At 38.4% G+C, this 16,243-nt stretch carries 17 protein-coding genes and 1 riboswitch; of the genes, 11 read left to right on the plus strand and 6 right to left on the minus strand.

What is annotated here, in order from left to right; translation table 11 throughout:
• Window positions 1-185: 185 nt before the first annotated feature.
• The 3 genes from N0O92_RS10135 (at window position 186) to N0O92_RS10145 (ending at window position 2,630) form a co-directional block, all read left to right on the plus strand.
• Window positions 186-923 carry a SurA N-terminal domain-containing protein gene (locus N0O92_RS10135; protein ID WP_315614535.1) on the plus strand — a complete coding sequence of 246 codons (738 nt, stop codon included), beginning with the start codon at window positions 186-188 and terminating at the stop codon, window positions 921-923.
• Between the two features lie 153 nt (window positions 924-1,076).
• Window positions 1,077-1,982: a chemotaxis protein gene (locus tag N0O92_RS10140; RefSeq protein WP_315614536.1), complete on the plus strand. Its 906-nt coding sequence runs from the start codon at window positions 1,077-1,079 to the stop codon at window positions 1,980-1,982.
• Window positions 1,983-2,312: 330 nt separating this feature from the next.
• Window positions 2,313-2,630, plus strand: a complete 318-nt coding sequence (locus tag N0O92_RS10145) for a HesB/YadR/YfhF family protein (protein ID WP_315614537.1) — start codon at window positions 2,313-2,315, stop codon at window positions 2,628-2,630.
• Between the two features lie 93 nt (window positions 2,631-2,723).
• Here the strand turns inward: N0O92_RS10145 and N0O92_RS10150 are convergent, their stop codons facing one another.
• Window positions 2,724-2,987 carry a YuzF family protein gene (locus N0O92_RS10150; RefSeq protein WP_315614538.1) on the minus strand — a complete coding sequence of 88 codons (264 nt, stop codon included), beginning with the start codon at window positions 2,985-2,987 and terminating at the stop codon, window positions 2,724-2,726.
• 245 nt (window positions 2,988-3,232) lie between these two features.
• On the opposite strand from N0O92_RS10150, the gene msrA reads away from it, so the two are divergent.
• Window positions 3,233-3,763, plus strand: a complete 531-nt coding sequence (msrA, locus tag N0O92_RS10155; protein WP_315614539.1) for a peptide-methionine (S)-S-oxide reductase MsrA — start codon at window positions 3,233-3,235, stop codon at window positions 3,761-3,763.
• Window positions 3,764-3,953: 190 nt separating this feature from the next.
• Window positions 3,954-5,117 (plus strand): alpha/beta hydrolase, encoded by a 1,164-nt coding sequence (locus N0O92_RS10160; RefSeq protein WP_315614540.1) that lies wholly within the window; start codon window positions 3,954-3,956, stop codon window positions 5,115-5,117.
• A 25-nt stretch (window positions 5,118-5,142) separates the two neighbouring features.
• Here N0O92_RS10160 and N0O92_RS10165 read toward each other — a convergent pair whose 3' ends face one another.
• Both N0O92_RS10165 and N0O92_RS10170 read right to left on the minus strand, forming a co-directional pair.
• The gene (locus N0O92_RS10165; protein ID WP_315614541.1) at window positions 5,143-5,388 is read right to left on the minus strand and encodes a DNA alkylation repair protein; all 246 of its coding nucleotides are present in this window, start codon (window positions 5,386-5,388) and stop codon (window positions 5,143-5,145) included.
• A 156-nt stretch (window positions 5,389-5,544) separates the two neighbouring features.
• Window positions 5,545-6,777 carry an aminopeptidase gene (locus N0O92_RS10170; RefSeq protein WP_315614542.1) on the minus strand — a complete coding sequence of 411 codons (1,233 nt, stop codon included), beginning with the start codon at window positions 6,775-6,777 and terminating at the stop codon, window positions 5,545-5,547.
• 118 nt (window positions 6,778-6,895) lie between these two features.
• A riboswitch (PreQ1 riboswitch) is annotated at window positions 6,896-6,939 on the plus strand.
• 230 nt (window positions 6,940-7,169) lie between these two features.
• On the opposite strand from N0O92_RS10170, the gene queC reads away from it, so the two are divergent.
• Genes queC through queF form a run of 4 tightly spaced genes read left to right on the plus strand, consistent with a single transcriptional unit; the run spans window position 7,170 to window position 9,477 of the window.
• On the plus strand, window positions 7,170-7,835 hold the full coding sequence (gene queC / locus N0O92_RS10175; RefSeq protein WP_315614543.1) for a 7-cyano-7-deazaguanine synthase QueC: 666 nt from the start codon (window positions 7,170-7,172) through the stop codon (window positions 7,833-7,835).
• On the plus strand, window positions 7,835-8,260 hold the full coding sequence (queD, locus tag N0O92_RS10180; protein ID WP_315614626.1) for a 6-carboxytetrahydropterin synthase QueD: 426 nt from the start codon (window positions 7,835-7,837) through the stop codon (window positions 8,258-8,260). Before queC ends, queD begins: the two co-directional genes overlap by 1 nt.
• The gene (gene queE, locus N0O92_RS10185) at window positions 8,257-8,964 is read left to right on the plus strand and encodes a 7-carboxy-7-deazaguanine synthase QueE (protein ID WP_315614544.1); all 708 of its coding nucleotides are present in this window, start codon (window positions 8,257-8,259) and stop codon (window positions 8,962-8,964) included. The genes queD and queE overlap by 4 nt, the downstream gene beginning before the upstream one ends.
• A 15-nt stretch (window positions 8,965-8,979) precedes the next feature.
• Window positions 8,980-9,477, plus strand: coding sequence for a preQ(1) synthase (queF, locus tag N0O92_RS10190; protein WP_315614545.1), 498 nt, complete (start codon window positions 8,980-8,982; stop codon window positions 9,475-9,477).
• 139 nt (window positions 9,478-9,616) lie between these two features.
• Here the strand turns inward: queF and N0O92_RS10195 are convergent, their stop codons facing one another.
• The gene (locus tag N0O92_RS10195) at window positions 9,617-10,438 is read right to left on the minus strand and encodes a UTP--glucose-1-phosphate uridylyltransferase (RefSeq protein ID WP_315614546.1); all 822 of its coding nucleotides are present in this window, start codon (window positions 10,436-10,438) and stop codon (window positions 9,617-9,619) included.
• Between the two features lie 259 nt (window positions 10,439-10,697).
• On the opposite strand from N0O92_RS10195, the gene N0O92_RS10200 reads away from it, so the two are divergent.
• Both N0O92_RS10200 and N0O92_RS10205 read left to right on the plus strand, forming a co-directional pair.
• Window positions 10,698-11,978: a UDP-glucose dehydrogenase family protein gene (locus tag N0O92_RS10200; protein WP_315614547.1), complete on the plus strand. Its 1,281-nt coding sequence runs from the start codon at window positions 10,698-10,700 to the stop codon at window positions 11,976-11,978.
• Window positions 11,975-12,922, plus strand: a complete 948-nt coding sequence (locus tag N0O92_RS10205) for an NAD-dependent epimerase/dehydratase family protein (protein WP_315614548.1) — start codon at window positions 11,975-11,977, stop codon at window positions 12,920-12,922. Before N0O92_RS10200 ends, N0O92_RS10205 begins: the two co-directional genes overlap by 4 nt.
• Before the next feature lie 49 nt (window positions 12,923-12,971).
• Here the strand turns inward: N0O92_RS10205 and N0O92_RS10210 are convergent, their stop codons facing one another.
• Both N0O92_RS10210 and N0O92_RS10215 read right to left on the minus strand, forming a co-directional pair.
• On the minus strand, window positions 12,972-15,002 hold the full coding sequence (locus N0O92_RS10210; protein ID WP_315614549.1) for a glycosyltransferase family 4 protein: 2,031 nt from the start codon (window positions 15,000-15,002) through the stop codon (window positions 12,972-12,974).
• Window positions 14,999-16,096: a CotS family spore coat protein gene (locus N0O92_RS10215; protein ID WP_315614550.1), complete on the minus strand. Its 1,098-nt coding sequence runs from the start codon at window positions 16,094-16,096 to the stop codon at window positions 14,999-15,001. Before N0O92_RS10215 ends, N0O92_RS10210 begins: the two co-directional genes overlap by 4 nt.
• Window positions 16,097-16,243 lie beyond the last annotated feature (147 nt).

A 16,243-nucleotide genomic window follows, 5' to 3' on the forward strand; every position in this document is an offset into this window, starting at 1 on the left:
ATAAAGAGAAAGGAAGGGTCCCCTTTGTCATCACTAGCAGGAGAGGGACTATTTCTTTCACAAGATTTCATAATTACTGGCCGGATGCTATCCATCATAGGGAATTGGTAGGATAGAACCTGAAAAACAAAATGTTTTATGTTACAATAGCGACAGGTTTTTAAATGGAAGGAGATTGAATCAATTTGAAGAAGTTAGTAATGGGGTTTGGTATTTGCGCACTAGCATTTGGACTAGCTGCTTGTGGAGGAGAAGAAGAAGCAACTCAAGAGGATCCAGTGGCAACAGACGAAACTGAGGCTGTAGAGCCTGGAGAAGAGGAAATGGGATCTTTCATTGATACGTCAGATATACCGGAAGTTATTGCTACGGTAAATGGTGAAGATATCGATAAAGAAGTTTATGTTGCTACAATAGAGCAGGAAGCGATGCAACTTGCGATGCAAGGAATTGATATTGATAGTGAAGAAGGTGCTGTTTACTTAGAACAAGTAAAAGATCAAGTTCTTGATAGAATTATTAACTCGACTCTTATCGCAAATGCAGCAAATGAAGAAGGAATCGAAGTAACGGATGAAGAAATTGAGTCAGGAATTGCCGATTTAATGGCTCAATTTGGACTTGAATCAGAAGAACAGCTTCAAGAGTTATTAGAAGCACAAGGAGTGCCAATGGAAGAGCTTCGAGAAGATGTTGCTGAAAACGTCAAAAGCAATAAATACATTGAGCAAAAGGTAACAGAAATAGAAGTGACAGAAGAAGAGATCCAAGCATTTTATGACGAAGCTGTAGCATCTGCACCTGAAGCAGAGGCTGACTTCCCTGAATTAGAAGAGGTTCGTGAGGAGATTGAATTTCAACTCCAAATGGATGCCCTTCTAGCTAATTTAAGAGAAGAAAGTGAAGTTACGATTCACGTTTAATAGTCAATCGAACGATTAGTCCTATCTATAAGGCTTATCGTTCGATTTTTTTTGGTTAGTTTAATGAATGAAATTTCACTTGCGAGTAAGTGATTCCTCTTATAAACTATAGGTAGTAGGTAGGAAGTATCAGGAAGATGGGGGAAAGTTTATATGAATCAGCTAGAAAAACAAGGGATTTTATTGGAAAGTGGTACGAATGAACTAGAGATTGTGATGTTTCAAATAGGAAATAACACGTTTGGAATTAATGTGCTAAAGGTGAGAGAAATTATAAACCCTCTTCCAATTACAGGTACACCAAATGGGCATGAACATGTAGAAGGAGTCATTCGTTTACGAGAAGAAGTGATTCCCGTTGTTAATTTAGCTAAAGTATTACATTTGCCAGATTCAGAAAATCCAGAACAAGATAAATTTATTATTGCGGAACTCAACAAAATGAAAGTAGCGTTTCATGTTCATAGTGTTTCTAGAATTCATCGAATTTCATGGGAACAAATTGAAAAGCCGAGCGAACTTTCTCAGGGGAACATGGGACATACGATCGGTATTGTAAAAATGGAAGAAATGATGGCTCTGTTATTAGATTTTGAAAAAATCGTTGTAGATATTAATCCAGATACCGGTTTAAGTGTTGAGCGAGTAAAGGCGTTAGGTGTTAGACAACGTTCGGACAAGAGGATTGTCATTGCTGAGGACTCTGCTATTTTACGCAAGTTGTTACAAGATACGTTGCATGAAGCTGGCTATGATCGTCTTCAATTTTTTGAAAATGGAAAAAGTGCGTGGGAATTTCTACAGTCGCTAACAAAGGATGAAATAGAAAACAAGGTGGACCTTGTCATTACAGATATTGAAATGCCTTTAATGGATGGTCATCATCTAACGTTAAAAATAAAAGAAAGCCAACTGCTTGAGCATCTTCCTGTGGTTATTTTCTCTTCATTAATTTCAACAGACCTTTTTCATAAAGGTGAGAAAGTAGGAGCAAATGCACAAATTAGCAAGCCAGAGATTGTTCAGCTTGTAGAAACACTAGATCAATTGGTTGGGTAAGTAAGAAATAAGAACGTAAGCAGTTTGCTTACGTTCTTATTTCTTTTGTAATGACTTTTCTAATTGTTTCTTTTGTTCTTCTGTCAATAGCCCCATTTTGCTAAAAAGGTGAGCATAATACAATGTGCGTTTTGTTAAGCTCATTATTTTTCCTCCTTTTATTAAGATATGTGATCGCTGCTTTTTTTATAGTATATGCACGACGTTAAAAAAGTTGACAGAAGGAAACTTTTTTTAGCGTAGGTAATGTAAAAAGGTATCTTTCATAGACAAGCGTTTTACATAATTGATATGATAGAGGCAGGTAAGGTTAAATAGGGAGTGTTTATAATGAATATACAAATTACAAAGCCGGCACTGCAGTGGTTTAAAGAAGAATTAGGATTAAAGGGGCAAGGAGAACATGTCCGCTTTTTTGCTAGGTATGGCGGGTGTGGATCGATTCAGAGTGGGTTTTCACTTGGAATTAGTCAGGAATCTCCTTCAGTCATTGGGGCAAAGGAAGAAGCTGATGGGATCATCTTCTATATAGAAGAAAAAGATCTTTGGTATTTTAAAGGCCATGATTTGAAAGTGAAATATAGTCGAAAAAATGAAGAAATTGACTTTGTTTATGAGGAACAAGAAAAAACGGAGCCTTCATCTTAAGAATTGAGATGAGGAAGTCAAAGGATGGAGATCTTTAAGAGGTACCTAATAAGGCAAATGCCTGTTGGATACCTCTTTTGTAATAAGTTCGATTTACTCTTCTTCTCGGTACACAGACGGCTTTACCCAAACTATTTGTTGAATACGTACAAAAAATGGGCAATTTTTCACATCGATGACAACATGATCAGCTTTTACATCAGCTACAATACCGCGGACAAGTCCTTCCGTTGTTTGAATGACAACATTTGAGTGTAAGAGCGATTGAAGAGTTTGAATCATAAATGGGTCAACACCAGCTACCATTTGTGGAACTGTTTGATCTGTAGACTTAGGCGGAATGTTTTGATAATGCATAAAAAATGTCCTCCTTTAACTTTAAAATCCACTGTTATCCTATGCAGGCGCCCGAACATTGTTTAGGCGAGTGCCTAATGGATCGCTATTTTCTTTTGATGAGCTGAATGCAATTTGTTAATGAGGGAAAAAGTACAAGATAATATGGGTGTTCTTTGTCCCAATAAATACTCAAAAACTAAGGAATAAAAAAGCACCGTTTATAAGTAAGAATTGGCAATAATAATCGAAAGAAGGGGAATAGTATGAGAGAAGAAAATTTGGAAAAAGCAACATTTGCAGGGGGATGCTTTTGGTGCATGGTTCAACCATTTGATGAATTACCTGGTATTATAAAAGTGGACTCCGGATTCATGGGAGGACATGTAGATAATCCTACTTATGAGCAAGTAAAATCAGGTAAAAGTGGGCATTATGAAGTTGTACAAATTACATACGATCCGGCCTTATTTACTTATGAAAGACTATTATCACTTTATTGGCCCCAGATTGACCCAACCGACCCAGATGGTCAGTTTCACGATCGAGGTCCACAGTATCGAACAGCGATATTTTATCATAATGAAAACCAAAAAGACCAAGCAAAAAGATCAAAACAAGAAATAGTCATGAGCAAACGTTTTAAAAAACCGATTGTAACCGAAATATTAAACGCTTCAACCTTTTATCCGGCAGAAGAAAGCCATCAACATTTCTATAAAAAAAGTCCAAAAGAATACAAGGAGGATCGAAACAAGTCAGGACGTAATGAATTTATAGAGTTCAATTGGAATTAAGCGTCATTTCCACAAAAAGGTAACCAGATGCTTTGTAACCTGGTTACCTTTTTATTTAAGTCACGGATTAGCAAAGAACCACGTACAATATGTAAAAATGTATAAAAATTTGATAAAATCTCTTATCTGATTTTCTTTTTCCTGATATAATAAAAGTATAAATTGTCAGACTTCTTATGGGGGTGACGCCATGAAAATAGTATTTGAGAAACTAGGCATTTGGATGATGGTTGCGTCACTTGGGTTTATTGTAAGTTCACTTTGTGTCATTCTCTTTGTTCATTATTGGGCACATACAGAAGCGGGGAAAGTTCCTCCTAAAACAGCGGTGCTTCTTCATGCCGTTCACCATAACTTGGTTACACCAGATATGAAGGTACCTAATTTCCTTTCAAATAGTGGGGTGCCTCGTTTTACAAATGAATTGATTGACATACCAGTTTCAGATGGGTCAACTGTTGAAGGGAAAATGTATCGACCGATTGCAGATGGTCCACATCCCATCATTCTTTATTATCATGGTGGAGCATTTATGGAAGGGTATGGAAGTATCCATACTCATGATAATATCGTTCGGGCACTAGCGTCACGAACGAACAGCATTGTCATTGCAGTAGGATATCGAGTCGCTCCTCAACATCCATTCCCTGCTGCGATTGAGGACAGTTATGATGCACTCGTTTGGGCTCATCATTATGCCGAAGAATTAGGAGGAGACCCAACTAAGATTGCTGTTGTAGGTGATAGTGCAGGAGGAAATATTGCAACAGTCGTTTCACTAATGGCGAGAGACCGAAATGGTCCTCCTATTACAGCACAAGCACTTTTGTATCCTTTAACGACATTCCAGGATATTGAATTTGATTCAAGAATGACATATGACAGTGGCTATTATTTGCTATCTCGAAGCGTCATGTTACGAGCGAGAGATACGTATACACCAGATGAGTCGATGTGGATTCATGCTTATACGTCACCACTTGAAGCGGAAGATCTTTACGGATTGCCACCAGCCCTTGTTATTACAGCGGAATTTGATCCGTTACGTGATGAAGGGGAAGCCTATGCCAAACGTCTATCAGAACACGGAGTTCCGGTAGAAACAATTCGCTACAATGGTGTTATGCATGGTTTTATTTCCTTTTATGAAGTGATGTATCGGGGCAATCACGGTCTTGCACAAACGTCCATGTTTTTACGATCAGCTTTTGAAGAAGATCCGTCGTATCAGCCATATCATTTATACGTTTACGATGGAACTACTACAAGATCAACGAAAATAAGAGATCAAGCGGAAGCTTATGCTATAGGAAGTTTTTTATTAGGAAAACAAGCATTATCTATATTTGAATAATAAAAGGAGCCATTTTGAATGGCTCCTATTGTTGTTGTTGGGCTCGTTTTACAAACATTCTTTCTTCCTCGACTAAACCGCAAGTGGCGCATTGTACACGAAGTTCGGGGCCACGATACGTCATATGAAGAGGGCCTGCGTTATTATCTTCATATTGTTCAATAATATCACCACTTCTTGCATCCATTTTCACTGGAGTAGCAACTTGTTGAATTAAATTAAACCGTGAACGGTTTGTTTTGCAATTAGGGCATAAGTATGGATTTGACATCTTTCATCCTCCTTTTAACAATAGTGTTACCAATTGTAGAAAGAAAAGGAGAGGTAAGATTAGGAAATGAAGTTAAATAGAAGAAGTGCAATATAGAATAGGGGTACGAAAAGGTCTAGGACCGTTTTCGTACCCCTTTGCTGAATCAAGATGAAATTAAAACGCCCAGTTCCCTTCACGGAAGATCGGTTCACGTTTGCCATCTTCATAGACGCCATCGATATTCATATCAGCAGACCCAATCATAAAATCAACATGTGTCAAGCTCGTGTTTAAGCCATTTTTCTCAAGCTCTTCTTTATTCATGTCTTTTCCGCCTTCAATACAGAATGCATAGGCAGATCCGATAGCTAGGTGGTTGGATGCATTCTCGTCAAATAACGTATTGTAGAAAAGGATATTCGTATCAGAAATAGGTGATTTGTGTGGAACAAGAGCTACTTCTCCAATAAAACGAGCTCCTTCATCCGTATCAAGCAAACGCTTCAATGTTTCGTATCCTTCTTCAGCTTTAAAGTCAATTACTTTTCCATCTTTAAATGTAAGTGAGAAATTATCAATGAGAGTTCCCCCATAGTTTAATGGCTTCGTACTTGAAACGGTTCCGTTTACGCCTGTTTTCTTAGCAGATGTAAACACCTCTTCAGTAGGCATATTTGCAACGAAGGATACTCCGTCTTTATTAATACTTCCACCGCTTACCCAAAGATGTGTCTCAGGTAATTCAATTACTAAGTCTGTTCCTTCTGACGTGTAATGGAGTGCATGGTAATGCTTCTCGTTCAACGCATTCATTTTGTCATCAAGCAGAGATAAGTGCTCCTGCCATGCTGAAACTGGATCAGCCTCATTAATGCGAGTAGCTGCAAAAATGGCTTCCCATAGTTTCTCAACTGCTTTCTCATCTGAGTCTTCAGGAAAGACTTTTTTCGCCCAGCCAACAGAAGGAACAGCTACGATTGACCAACTAATTTTGTCGGACATAATGTAGGAGCGGAATCCCTCCATTGCCTTACCACTTGCTTTGTTAGCATTGGACACACGCTCTGGGTCCGCATCTTTTAAAAGGTCGGGATTTGAACCTGTAATGCTTAAGAATGCAGTACCGTTCTCGGCCATTTCTTCATAGCCTTTTGCAACCCATTCAGGAAATTCATGAAACGCGTCATCTGGAGCTAATTCATATTTTGTTTTCGTTAGTTCTTCATCGCTCCACTCGACATGTACATTTTTTGCACCTGCTTCGTATGCTTTCTTTGCTACAGCACGGACATATTCTGCTGCATTAAGGGGGGTACGAATAGCGAGAGTTTGACCTGGTTGTATATTGATACCAACTTTGACGGCAAGTTCAGCATATTTTTCTAGTTTTTCTTGAAAAGTTGACATGTACGTTCCTCATTTCTTTATGTATAAATTTACCTGCATAGTTATTTTACCAAGTTTTGATCGAGGTGAAAAGAATAGCGACCCCAAATACTTTGTGCTATGATAGATAGTGGAAAAAAGACAAGAGGTTCGCAAACTCCCTCTATAAAAAACTAAGGTGTGGACTGTACGTCTTGATAGTACAGTTTTCTTGTCGTTAGTAGGCAAGGGTCCGTTATGTTTTAGAATGCATTTCTAGAACCTTTATTCATATTGTTCCTTCCTGAAGATACTTTATGAATGAAAAAGGACGAATATACCCGTTTGGAGTGACGAATGCTCTTTTCTTCATTAGAAGGTTCGTTGGATAGTTAGATATTTAATGAACGCTTTACGAAAAGGAGAAATGAGACATGAGAAATGAAAAAGCGGTCGTTGTTTTTAGTGGTGGTCAAGATAGTACAACTTGCTTGTTGTGGGCGCTTGATCAATTTAAAGAAGTAGCTACAGTAACGTTTGACTACGGACAGCGACACCGTGATGAAATTGAGTGTGCACGTGAAATTGCAGAAGAATTAGGAGTCTCCTTTCATGTGCTCGATATGACACTAATTAATCAACTATCAGCCAACGCATTAACAAGAAGTGATATTGAGGTGAAGGCTGGAGAGAACGGGGAACTTCCTTCTACATTTGTCCCTGGTCGAAATCATTTGTTCCTTTCGTTTGCTGCAGTTTATGCTCAAGCCATTGGAGCGCGTCATATTATTACCGGTGTTTGTGAAACAGATTTTAGTGGATATCCTGATTGCCGTGATAGTTTTGTAAAATCATTAAATGTTACATTAAACTTGGCAATGGATGAGCAATTTGTCATACACACACCACTTATGTGGCTGAATAAGGCTGAAACATGGAAGTTAGCTGATCAATTAGATGCTCTTGATTTTGTAAGAGAAAAAACATTAACTTGTTATCATGGGGTACGAGGAGATGGGTGTGGGGATTGTCCTGCATGTGATTTACGCAAAAAAGGATTGGATTCCTACCTAGCTGAAAAGCAAGGAGGGAGTGAATGATGATCCAACAATTTTACCCACAAGTTCAGCATTCGTATCGCTATGAATTAAATAAAGATATGCATGTAGCAGCAGCGCATTTTATTCCAGATGATGCAGCGGGTCCGTGTAAGAATATGCATGGCCATACGTATTTTATTAATATAACGATTGCTGGAGATGCTTTAGATGAATTAGGTTTCCTGATTAATTTTAAGCGAATCAAAGAAATCGTTCATAAAAGGTATGATCATTCAGTTTTAAATGATCATCCTGAATACAAAGGCGTTTTCCCGACAACGGAAAGAGTAGCTGAACAAATTTGGAAGGCTGTTCAAGCTGAATTACAAACACAGATGAACAAGCCAAATTGCTTGCAAGTTGTTGTTCGCGAAACACCTACTAGTTATGTCGTTTATCGTCCGAAACCGGAGGAGTTAGCATGAGAATTCCGGTAATGGAGGTATTTGGTCCAACGATTCAAGGTGAAGGAATGGTCATTGGACAGAAAACCATGTTTGTTAGAACAGGAGGATGTGATTACTCCTGTTCTTGGTGTGATTCAAGCTTTACGTGGGATGGGTCAGCTAGGAGTGAATTAATAGAAGCGAGTAGCATTGTGGCTCGGTTAAAAGAGATAGGGGGAGAAGCTTTTTCTCATGTGACCATTTCAGGTGGAAATCCTGCATTGCACAAAGGAATCGCTGAACTCATTGATCTTTGCCATGAAGAAGGCTGGAAAGTAGCAATCGAAACGCAAGGGTCCATTTGGCAAGAGTGGATGGAAAAAGTGGATGATGTAACGATCTCGCCTAAACCACCGAGCTCGAAGATGGAAACGGATTATGACAAACTTGATTATTATATAAACCAGTTAGAAGGTCGGAATGTAAGTTTGAAAGTAGTTGTCTTTGATGATGAGGACTTTCAATACGCTGAAATGATTCATAAGAGATATTCACATGTACCATTCTATTTACAAATTGGCAATGAAGAGGTTCATTCATCAGACGATGCGAAACTATTGTCAACCTTGTTAAGGCGGTATGAATGGTTAATTGAGAAAGCAACGAAATCCATTATTATGAATGATGCAAAAGTATTGCCGCAACTTCATACCCTTATTTGGGGGAACAAGCGCGGTGTGTAAGAAGGAGAGAAAACGATGAGTGGAAGAAAGAAAGAAGAACTAGAAGGTGTAACACTATTAGGAAACCAAGGTACAGCCTATGACTTTTCTTATAATCCTTCTGTACTAGAAGTATTCGAAAACAAGCACCAAAACCGTGATTACTTTGTAAAATTTAATTGCCCGGAGTTCACGTCGCTATGTCCAATGACAAATCAACCAGACTTCGCTACGATTTATATTAGCTATGTCCCAGACGTGAAAATGGTAGAAAGCAAGTCGTTGAAATTGTATTTGTTTAGTTTCAGAAATCATGGAGATTTCCACGAGGACTGTATGAATATTATTATGAATGACTTAATCGAACTAATGGATCCTCGTTATATTGAAGTATGGGGCAAATTCACGCCACGTGGCGGCATTAGTATCGATCCATATACGAACTACGGGAAGCCTGGCACGAAGTATGAAAAGATGGCTGAACACCGTATGATGAATCATGATATGTATCCGGAGACGGTTGATAACCGGTAATAAAGGTAGTTTGTAAAAAAGTAAAAAGAGACCCATTATTTAGGGAGGTGTCCAAAGGTGTAAAATAGCCTTTGGACACCTCCTTTTTACAACAGATAAGAAGCCGGTTCTGAGTCTACTATTAATGAAAAAATACAACTTAAGGTGAGTCGTGTCCGAATTTTTTATACATATACAGCAGCAAATTATAATAATCATCAGGGTTGCCAATATCATAACGTGTGCCAGAAAGATTTTGGGCAAAACATTTTTTGAGTTGCAGCATGTCTTTAAGTGCATCTGTTAATTGAATCTCACCACCGCTGCCTGGCTTAAGCTGCTCTAAGAAAGTGAAAATCGTAGGATCAAGCACATAACGACCCGTAACTGCCAAGTCCGATGGTGGTGCTGATTGCGGTTTTTCAATAAGATCTAACACCTCGAACAACTGGTCCTTCAAATGCATTTCTTTTATGACTCCGTAATTTTTAAGTTGGTTCTCAGGTACTTGTTGCACACCAATTACATTCGATTGAACTTCTTGATAGGCGGTAATTAATTGCCCAATAACTGGTTGTTCATCTAGAAATAGATCATCAGGAAGCATGACAGCGAACGGTTCATCATTGACAAAAGGTTTTCCAAGGCGAATGGCATCACCTAACCCTTTTGCAGTAGGTTGACGAACGAATTGAATATGGATATCTGGTACGGTAATGGACTTAATTAAATGTTGTTTATTGTTTCGCTCTAAAAATGTTTCAAGTTCGAGAGATCGATCGAAATAATCCATAATCATATTCTTATTTCTTGAAACGATAATCAATATTTCCTCAATTCCTGAAGAAATAGCTTCTTCTATTATATAGTCAATAGCTGGTCTCCCATTAATAGGAAACATTTCTTTCGGAACGACCTTTGTAATTGGGAGACTTCTTGTACCGTAACCGGCTGCTGGAATTATTGCTTTTCTCACTTTCATGAAATTCCCCCTTACGTCTACAGTTGTATCGTATTCGGTCAAGCAAATAATAGGAATTTGTCCGAATGAGAAAGCGTTAAAGAACAGCCTTTTTGGGTGTTGGACCAATCAAATGATAAATGATTCCCTACGAAAAAGACGATTCCAACTAGACAAACGTTTAATTTCTTTTAATTTACCTAACCAACTCACTAACACAGCCCTTTTTAAATAAGATATAAAAAATATATTTCATTTTTGTTAAAGAGGAGTCGACGTGATGAATGTTTGTGTTATTGGAGCAGGATATGTAGGATTGACAACCTCTACGGTACTAGCGAATTTTGGACATAAAGTAATCTGTGTAGAGCAGCTAGAAGAGAAGGTGAACATGCTCTCTCAAGGAGAAGTACCAATCTATGAACCTGGTCTAGAAGACATGCTTAAGGAAAATGTGAGGAAAGGAACATTAGAATTTACGACGAATTTATCAGAAGCTGTGAAACGAAGCTCTGTCATTTTTATTGCCGTTGGTACACCGCAAGATAAAGATGGAAAAACAGACCTCCGTTTCTTTCATGAAGTATCCAATGATTTGTCCCCCTTAATCGATACGCATAAAGTGATCATTACAAAAAGTACGGTACCGATTGGTACAAATGAAGAATTGAACCAGACGTTTCTGAAAAATGGAGTGTCTGAATCGTTATTTGATGTCGTCTCAAACCCTGAGTTTTTACGGGAAGGGACTGCCATACATGATATGTTATATCCAGATAAAATCGTTGTAGGATTGAAAAATCATCAAGCGGTAAAAGTGTTACAAAAGTTATATCACTTTATTGATGCCCCTTATGTGATCACGAACTTAAGTGGTGCAGAAATGATTAAGTATGCGTCCAATGCTTTTTTAGCAGTGAAAATTTCCTTTATAAATGAATTAGCACAATTAGCGGATGTTTGTGGTGTGGACATTACTGAAGTAGCTTTAGGGATTGGCATGGATCCTCGAATTGGTCACCACTTTTTGCAGGCGGGCTTAGGTTACGGAGGTTCCTGCTTACCAAAAGATTTGTCTTCGTTAGAACATCAGTCGATTACGAGAAACGTAACACCGCATATGTTGCAGGCGGCTCAAAGCGTAAACGATAGCATTATTGCTTATTATATGAAAAAAATCAAAAAAGAGTTTCCTGATTTCCAAAAAAAGAATATTACTATTTGGGGGGCTACGTTTAAGCCAAACACCGATGATATGCGTCATTCGCAAGCATTAAAGCTAGTCGATCAGTTTGTTAATGAAGGTTGTCACGTTCATTTATATGATCCGGTGGTTTCTCCCAAATTGAATCATGTAACCAACTATAAAGATATGTATGAGTCCATTCGTGAAGCTGATATGGTCATTATTGCAACAGAGTGGAAGCAGTTTATAGAAGCAGATTGGAAAGTAGTAAGAGAAAGAATGAGAGGAAACACCATTGTAGATTGTAGGAACGCTCTTCAACCCTATAAGATAAGAAGTCATGGTTTACGGTATGTGGGGGTGGCTAGACCATGAATATTCTAGTTACTGGTGCAGCTGGTTTTATCGGTTCACACCTATGTGAAAGACTATTAGAAGATAGTAAAAATCACGTGTTTGGAATAGATTCATATATTGGACCTACGCCACAAAAGATAAAAAAAGGAAATGTTACTTCGTTACTCAACCATCCGCGATTTACTTTTTATGAAGAAGATCTAGCTTCAATTAAGTGGGAATTTAGGTTGCAAAATATCGATTATGTGTTTCATCTAGCTGGTATGCCGGGAGTACGTTCAAGTTGGGGAACTGATTTTCGAGAGTATGTGAAAAATAATATAGAAGTAACACAAAACATGCTAGAGGCAAGCAAACATGTTCCTATTAAGAAATTTATTTATGCATCCACGTCTTCAGTTTATGGCGAGAAGAGTGGGAAGGTTTCAGAAGACGCAATTTTAGAGCCGATGTCGCCTTATGGGATAACGAAGCTTACGGGAGAGTATTTATGCCATGTCTATCGTGAAAGTTTTGGGGTTCCAACCGTCATTCTCCGATATTTTACTGTTTATGGGCCGAGACAACGGAGTGATATGGCGTTTCATCGTTTCATCAAAAGTGTTATAGAAGACAAACCAGTGACGATTTACGGAGACGGCACACAAACAAGAGATTTCACATTTGTTCGGGATTGCGCTAGAGCTACTGCCTCTGTCATGCATGCAGAACGAGTAATTGGAGAGACAATTAATATAGGTGGAAAAGAGAGGGCATCTGTCAATGAAGTGATCTCTCAGATAGAAAGGCTGCTTAATAAAAAAGCCAACATCCATTATGCGAAAGCAGCGATTGGAGAACCAAAGCATACGTGGGCTGATATAAGCAAAGCAGAGTCATTGCTAGCTTACAAACCGCAATACGAATTACAAGCCGGTTTAAAAGAAGAAATAGAGTATATAAAAAACATTTATAAGATGTAAAAAAGAAGTTGTTACTAATGATCCCACCTTAGTAACAACTCTTTTTTTGTTAACGTCTTCTCTTTTTGTTGCTCAGATTTCTTTTTGTTTGTAATTTATTGAAAAGCTTTGCGGTTGTAATATCATTAACCGTTTCAATCAATTCTTTTTTCTTGTCTGATTGAAGCTGTTGATTTTTTAATAAACTTTGTAAGTCTTTTATAACACTATTCACTGCCGTTTTTTCAGAGTCAGTACTTTGATTCCGTTTGCCCGTTTTTGTAGTTCGTTCTTGGACTTTGGAAAGAAGAATATCAAGTAAATCATCTTGAGACGAGAGTTCTGATAATAGTAATGTTCTTCGTTGTGATTGCCTCGACATTCGTTGTTTCAATCTATTCTTACTCAGACCTTTTAACCTAGAATCTTCAAGTTCTGAGGTTGGGGCACTGCGATCAGTTGATGACATCTGGTCATTTAGATCTTCAATTACCTCTTCAAGCGGCACACGTCCTTGAAGCCAATCATCTCCGCCTTCAGGCACTTGATGTTCATCTGTTTCGATTTGTTCATGTAAATCCTCTATGACATTCTCAAGAGGCACATGTTCCTCATCGGGAGTGGTTTCAGTTATAGAAGGCTTTCGAGTAAGAGACGTCTTCTTCCTTATAATGTTCTTTTTCTTTTTCTCCTGATGGAAATCTTCTGACTCGGTAGAGTGAAGTTGTTCATTAAGATCTTCTATGACGTCTTCAATAGGTTCAGAAGTAGGCTTTTGAACTTCTTCTTCTGACTCGGTAGATTGAAGTTGTTCATTGAGATCTTCAATCACATCTTCGATCGGATCTGTTTGTTTTCCTTCATTTACATTAACGGAATGTTCTTCCGACAGACTTTGATTCATTTCTTCTTCTTTCTCTACATCTAAAGAATCAAGCTGTATACCATTTTTAATTCGTTCTTCCACTTCGTTCCATACTTCGCGAATATCTTTAATAACGCGAGACCATGTGTAGTGTTCTTCGGCTAATTTCCTTCCGTAGTTTCCTAGTTTTTTACGAAGAGCGGGATCTGATAAAAGAGTGGTAAGGTGTTCTACAAAAGAAGATGGATTTTGTGGATCATCTATTACATAGCCATTTCGGTTTGGTTCAATGACTTCGGCATTTCCACCACGATTCGTTGTTATAATGGGTAACCCGGAAGCCATTGCCTCATAATGGACTCGTGCTAACGGCTCTTGCCATTGAGATGTACAAACAAACACATCGGAAGCGGCAAACCATTTTTGAATTTCTGTTGGATGAACAAACCCAGTATTGATGACAGGAATAGGTAATCTTGCAGCGAGAGCACGAACATAGGCAATATAATCCGTAACTTCGTCTACACTAAACCATTTGCTCCCAACAATAATTAAGGCGACATTTGGATGTTCTTTTGCTAACTCAGGCATGGCGCGAATCAGAACATCAACCCCTTTATTAGGGGAAAGTCTTCCTGTAAATAAGATGACTTTTTTTCCTTCAAGGTCATATTCTTTACGGATAGACTGGCGCATTTCTTTTGCTTGATCGGACTGAGGAGGTACAAAGCGTGAAATGTCTACACCAGAATAGATCGTTTTTAGCTTGGGTTTTGCTTTTGGAAATGGATCAGAGATTGTACGACCGATATAATCACTTACTGTAATAATTTTATCGAGCTCATCGATTACAGCTTCTGCTTCTTCTGGATCAATTTTTTCAGGTTTGAACATATCATTGTGCATACTTAGGATGATTCTGGCGTTAGGGGCACATTCTCTTACGGGTAAGACAAGACGTGGGCGATTAAAAATATGGATCACGTCAAACGTATTTTCTTGTAAAAATTTTTTAACCCCTTCACGGTAAACCTCAATCAGGCCACCTTGTGTTCGCACATATCGAATATGATCTTTTACTTCATCATCAGGTAAACTCGGATCACTTGTTCCTAATATGGTTAAGTCATGCTCTTTTTTTAGAGAAGCCGAGACTCCGTCAATATAGGTTTGGATGGCCCCTCCTCTTACCGCTGGAACCGGCAGCTTCTCGGTACAGATCATCAATATTTTCATGATGTTATAACTCCTTTCCATTCTTTCAGCTCTTCAAGTGCACGCCATTTCGAATGGTCAAGTTCGATGATGTCTTTTACGATTGACTCTACTTCTTCGTCTAGAAAAATGGTAGGATCATAGACCATATCCTTTACTTGTAAATAAAATTCATTTGGTAAGGACATATCAATGAGGAGAATGTCATAAAGTTCTTTATTTATTGGGTTTGCTTCATGATATGCTTCAATCATTCCTTTTATCCATGTTACATCCCATGTTCCCATATCTTCCATTTGATTTGTTATGAGCTTTCGTAAATCGCGAATAGGTAGGTCATAGGCTACTCCGTCTAAGTCAATGAGCCATACGCCCCCAGGACCTAATTGTCCATTCGCCCAACCGTAATCTTGGTGAACCAAACCCCATTCTTTATTGCCCTTTTTTACTAATTCATGGTAATTCGATGTTTCTAATTGAGATAAAGCATCTTTTGCCTGTTGTTCAAATCGATCAAGGTTGGAGAGAATGGTAGAACTAGCGGGCATTTCTGGATAAGCAGTCGTGATATCTCTAAACCATGACATTTTTTTAATCATTTTTTCGTATTTCCTGGGCCAGCGATACAGGCGAGAAGGCTTCTCAGAGCCATAAGGAGGTTCGTAACCTTGTGACAAACGATGAAATTCAGCTAGGCCAGTACAGAGTTGTTTGGCTCCATCTAAATCTTCTGAAGCTTCTTCAAGTGGTAGCCATTCTGCTACAAACCATAATTTTCCGCCCATTTCCACAAAATTTTGCCCGTCCTTTGTTTTATAAATAGGAGGAACTCTTGCTCCTTTTTCTTCTACTAAATAAGCCTGTGCTCCAAGACTGAAGAGGCTTCTTGTTGGTCTGCGATGCAGAACTTTTAAACTAAACGGACCTTTGTCTGTTTCAATTTTCCAAATAAGACCTCCTTTATCCGCTTTGGTCGCCATTACTAGAAACGAATGAACGGTAAGGTCATATTGTTCCATTACTTTTTGAGCCATATCTTCAATATAGGAAGGCACGTATGAATCGTCGTCTAACGTACCATCAAAATCCCAAGGTGTGATGAGTTCTTCGGACATCGTAATCCCTCCATTTTTCTTTGATCATTAGTAGGGTATTCATCCTTGGGAAATTCGTATAGATAAGCACCTACTTAAGACAAAAGAAGGAGGAACAAATTTTGGCACGTAGTCTTTATATCCTACTTTGTTTACTAGATCATTTAG

The sequence above is a fragment of the Alkalihalobacillus sp. MEB130 genome (assembly GCF_032335535.1).
Lineage (GTDB): Bacteria > Bacillota > Bacilli > Bacillales > Bacillaceae_D > Halalkalibacter.

Coding starts and splice junctions, on each gene's coding strand:
- N0O92_RS10140 (WP_315614536.1), top strand. CDS start 1,077: ATGAATCAGCTAGAAAAACAAGGGATTTTATTGGAAAGTGGTACGAAT.
- N0O92_RS10145 (WP_315614537.1), top strand. CDS start 2,313: ATGAATATACAAATTACAAAGCCGGCACTGCAGTGGTTTAAAGAAGAA.
- N0O92_RS10150 (WP_315614538.1), bottom strand. CDS start 2,987: ATGCATTATCAAAACATTCCGCCTAAGTCTACAGATCAAACAGTTCCA.
- msrA (WP_315614539.1), top strand. CDS start 3,233: ATGAGAGAAGAAAATTTGGAAAAAGCAACATTTGCAGGGGGATGCTTT.
- N0O92_RS10160 (WP_315614540.1), top strand. CDS start 3,954: ATGAAAATAGTATTTGAGAAACTAGGCATTTGGATGATGGTTGCGTCA.
- N0O92_RS10165 (WP_315614541.1), bottom strand. CDS start 5,388: ATGTCAAATCCATACTTATGCCCTAATTGCAAAACAAACCGTTCACGG.
- N0O92_RS10170 (WP_315614542.1), bottom strand. CDS start 6,777: ATGTCAACTTTTCAAGAAAAACTAGAAAAATATGCTGAACTTGCCGTC.
- queC (WP_315614543.1), top strand. CDS start 7,170: ATGAGAAATGAAAAAGCGGTCGTTGTTTTTAGTGGTGGTCAAGATAGT.
- queD (WP_315614626.1), top strand. CDS start 7,835: ATGATCCAACAATTTTACCCACAAGTTCAGCATTCGTATCGCTATGAA.
- queE (WP_315614544.1), top strand. CDS start 8,257: ATGAGAATTCCGGTAATGGAGGTATTTGGTCCAACGATTCAAGGTGAA.
- queF (WP_315614545.1), top strand. CDS start 8,980: ATGAGTGGAAGAAAGAAAGAAGAACTAGAAGGTGTAACACTATTAGGA.
- N0O92_RS10195 (WP_315614546.1), bottom strand. CDS start 10,438: ATGAAAGTGAGAAAAGCAATAATTCCAGCAGCCGGTTACGGTACAAGA.
- N0O92_RS10200 (WP_315614547.1), top strand. CDS start 10,698: ATGAATGTTTGTGTTATTGGAGCAGGATATGTAGGATTGACAACCTCT.
- N0O92_RS10205 (WP_315614548.1), top strand. CDS start 11,975: ATGAATATTCTAGTTACTGGTGCAGCTGGTTTTATCGGTTCACACCTA.
- N0O92_RS10210 (WP_315614549.1), bottom strand. CDS start 15,002: ATGAAAATATTGATGATCTGTACCGAGAAGCTGCCGGTTCCAGCGGTA.
- N0O92_RS10215 (WP_315614550.1), bottom strand. CDS start 16,096: ATGTCCGAAGAACTCATCACACCTTGGGATTTTGATGGTACGTTAGAC.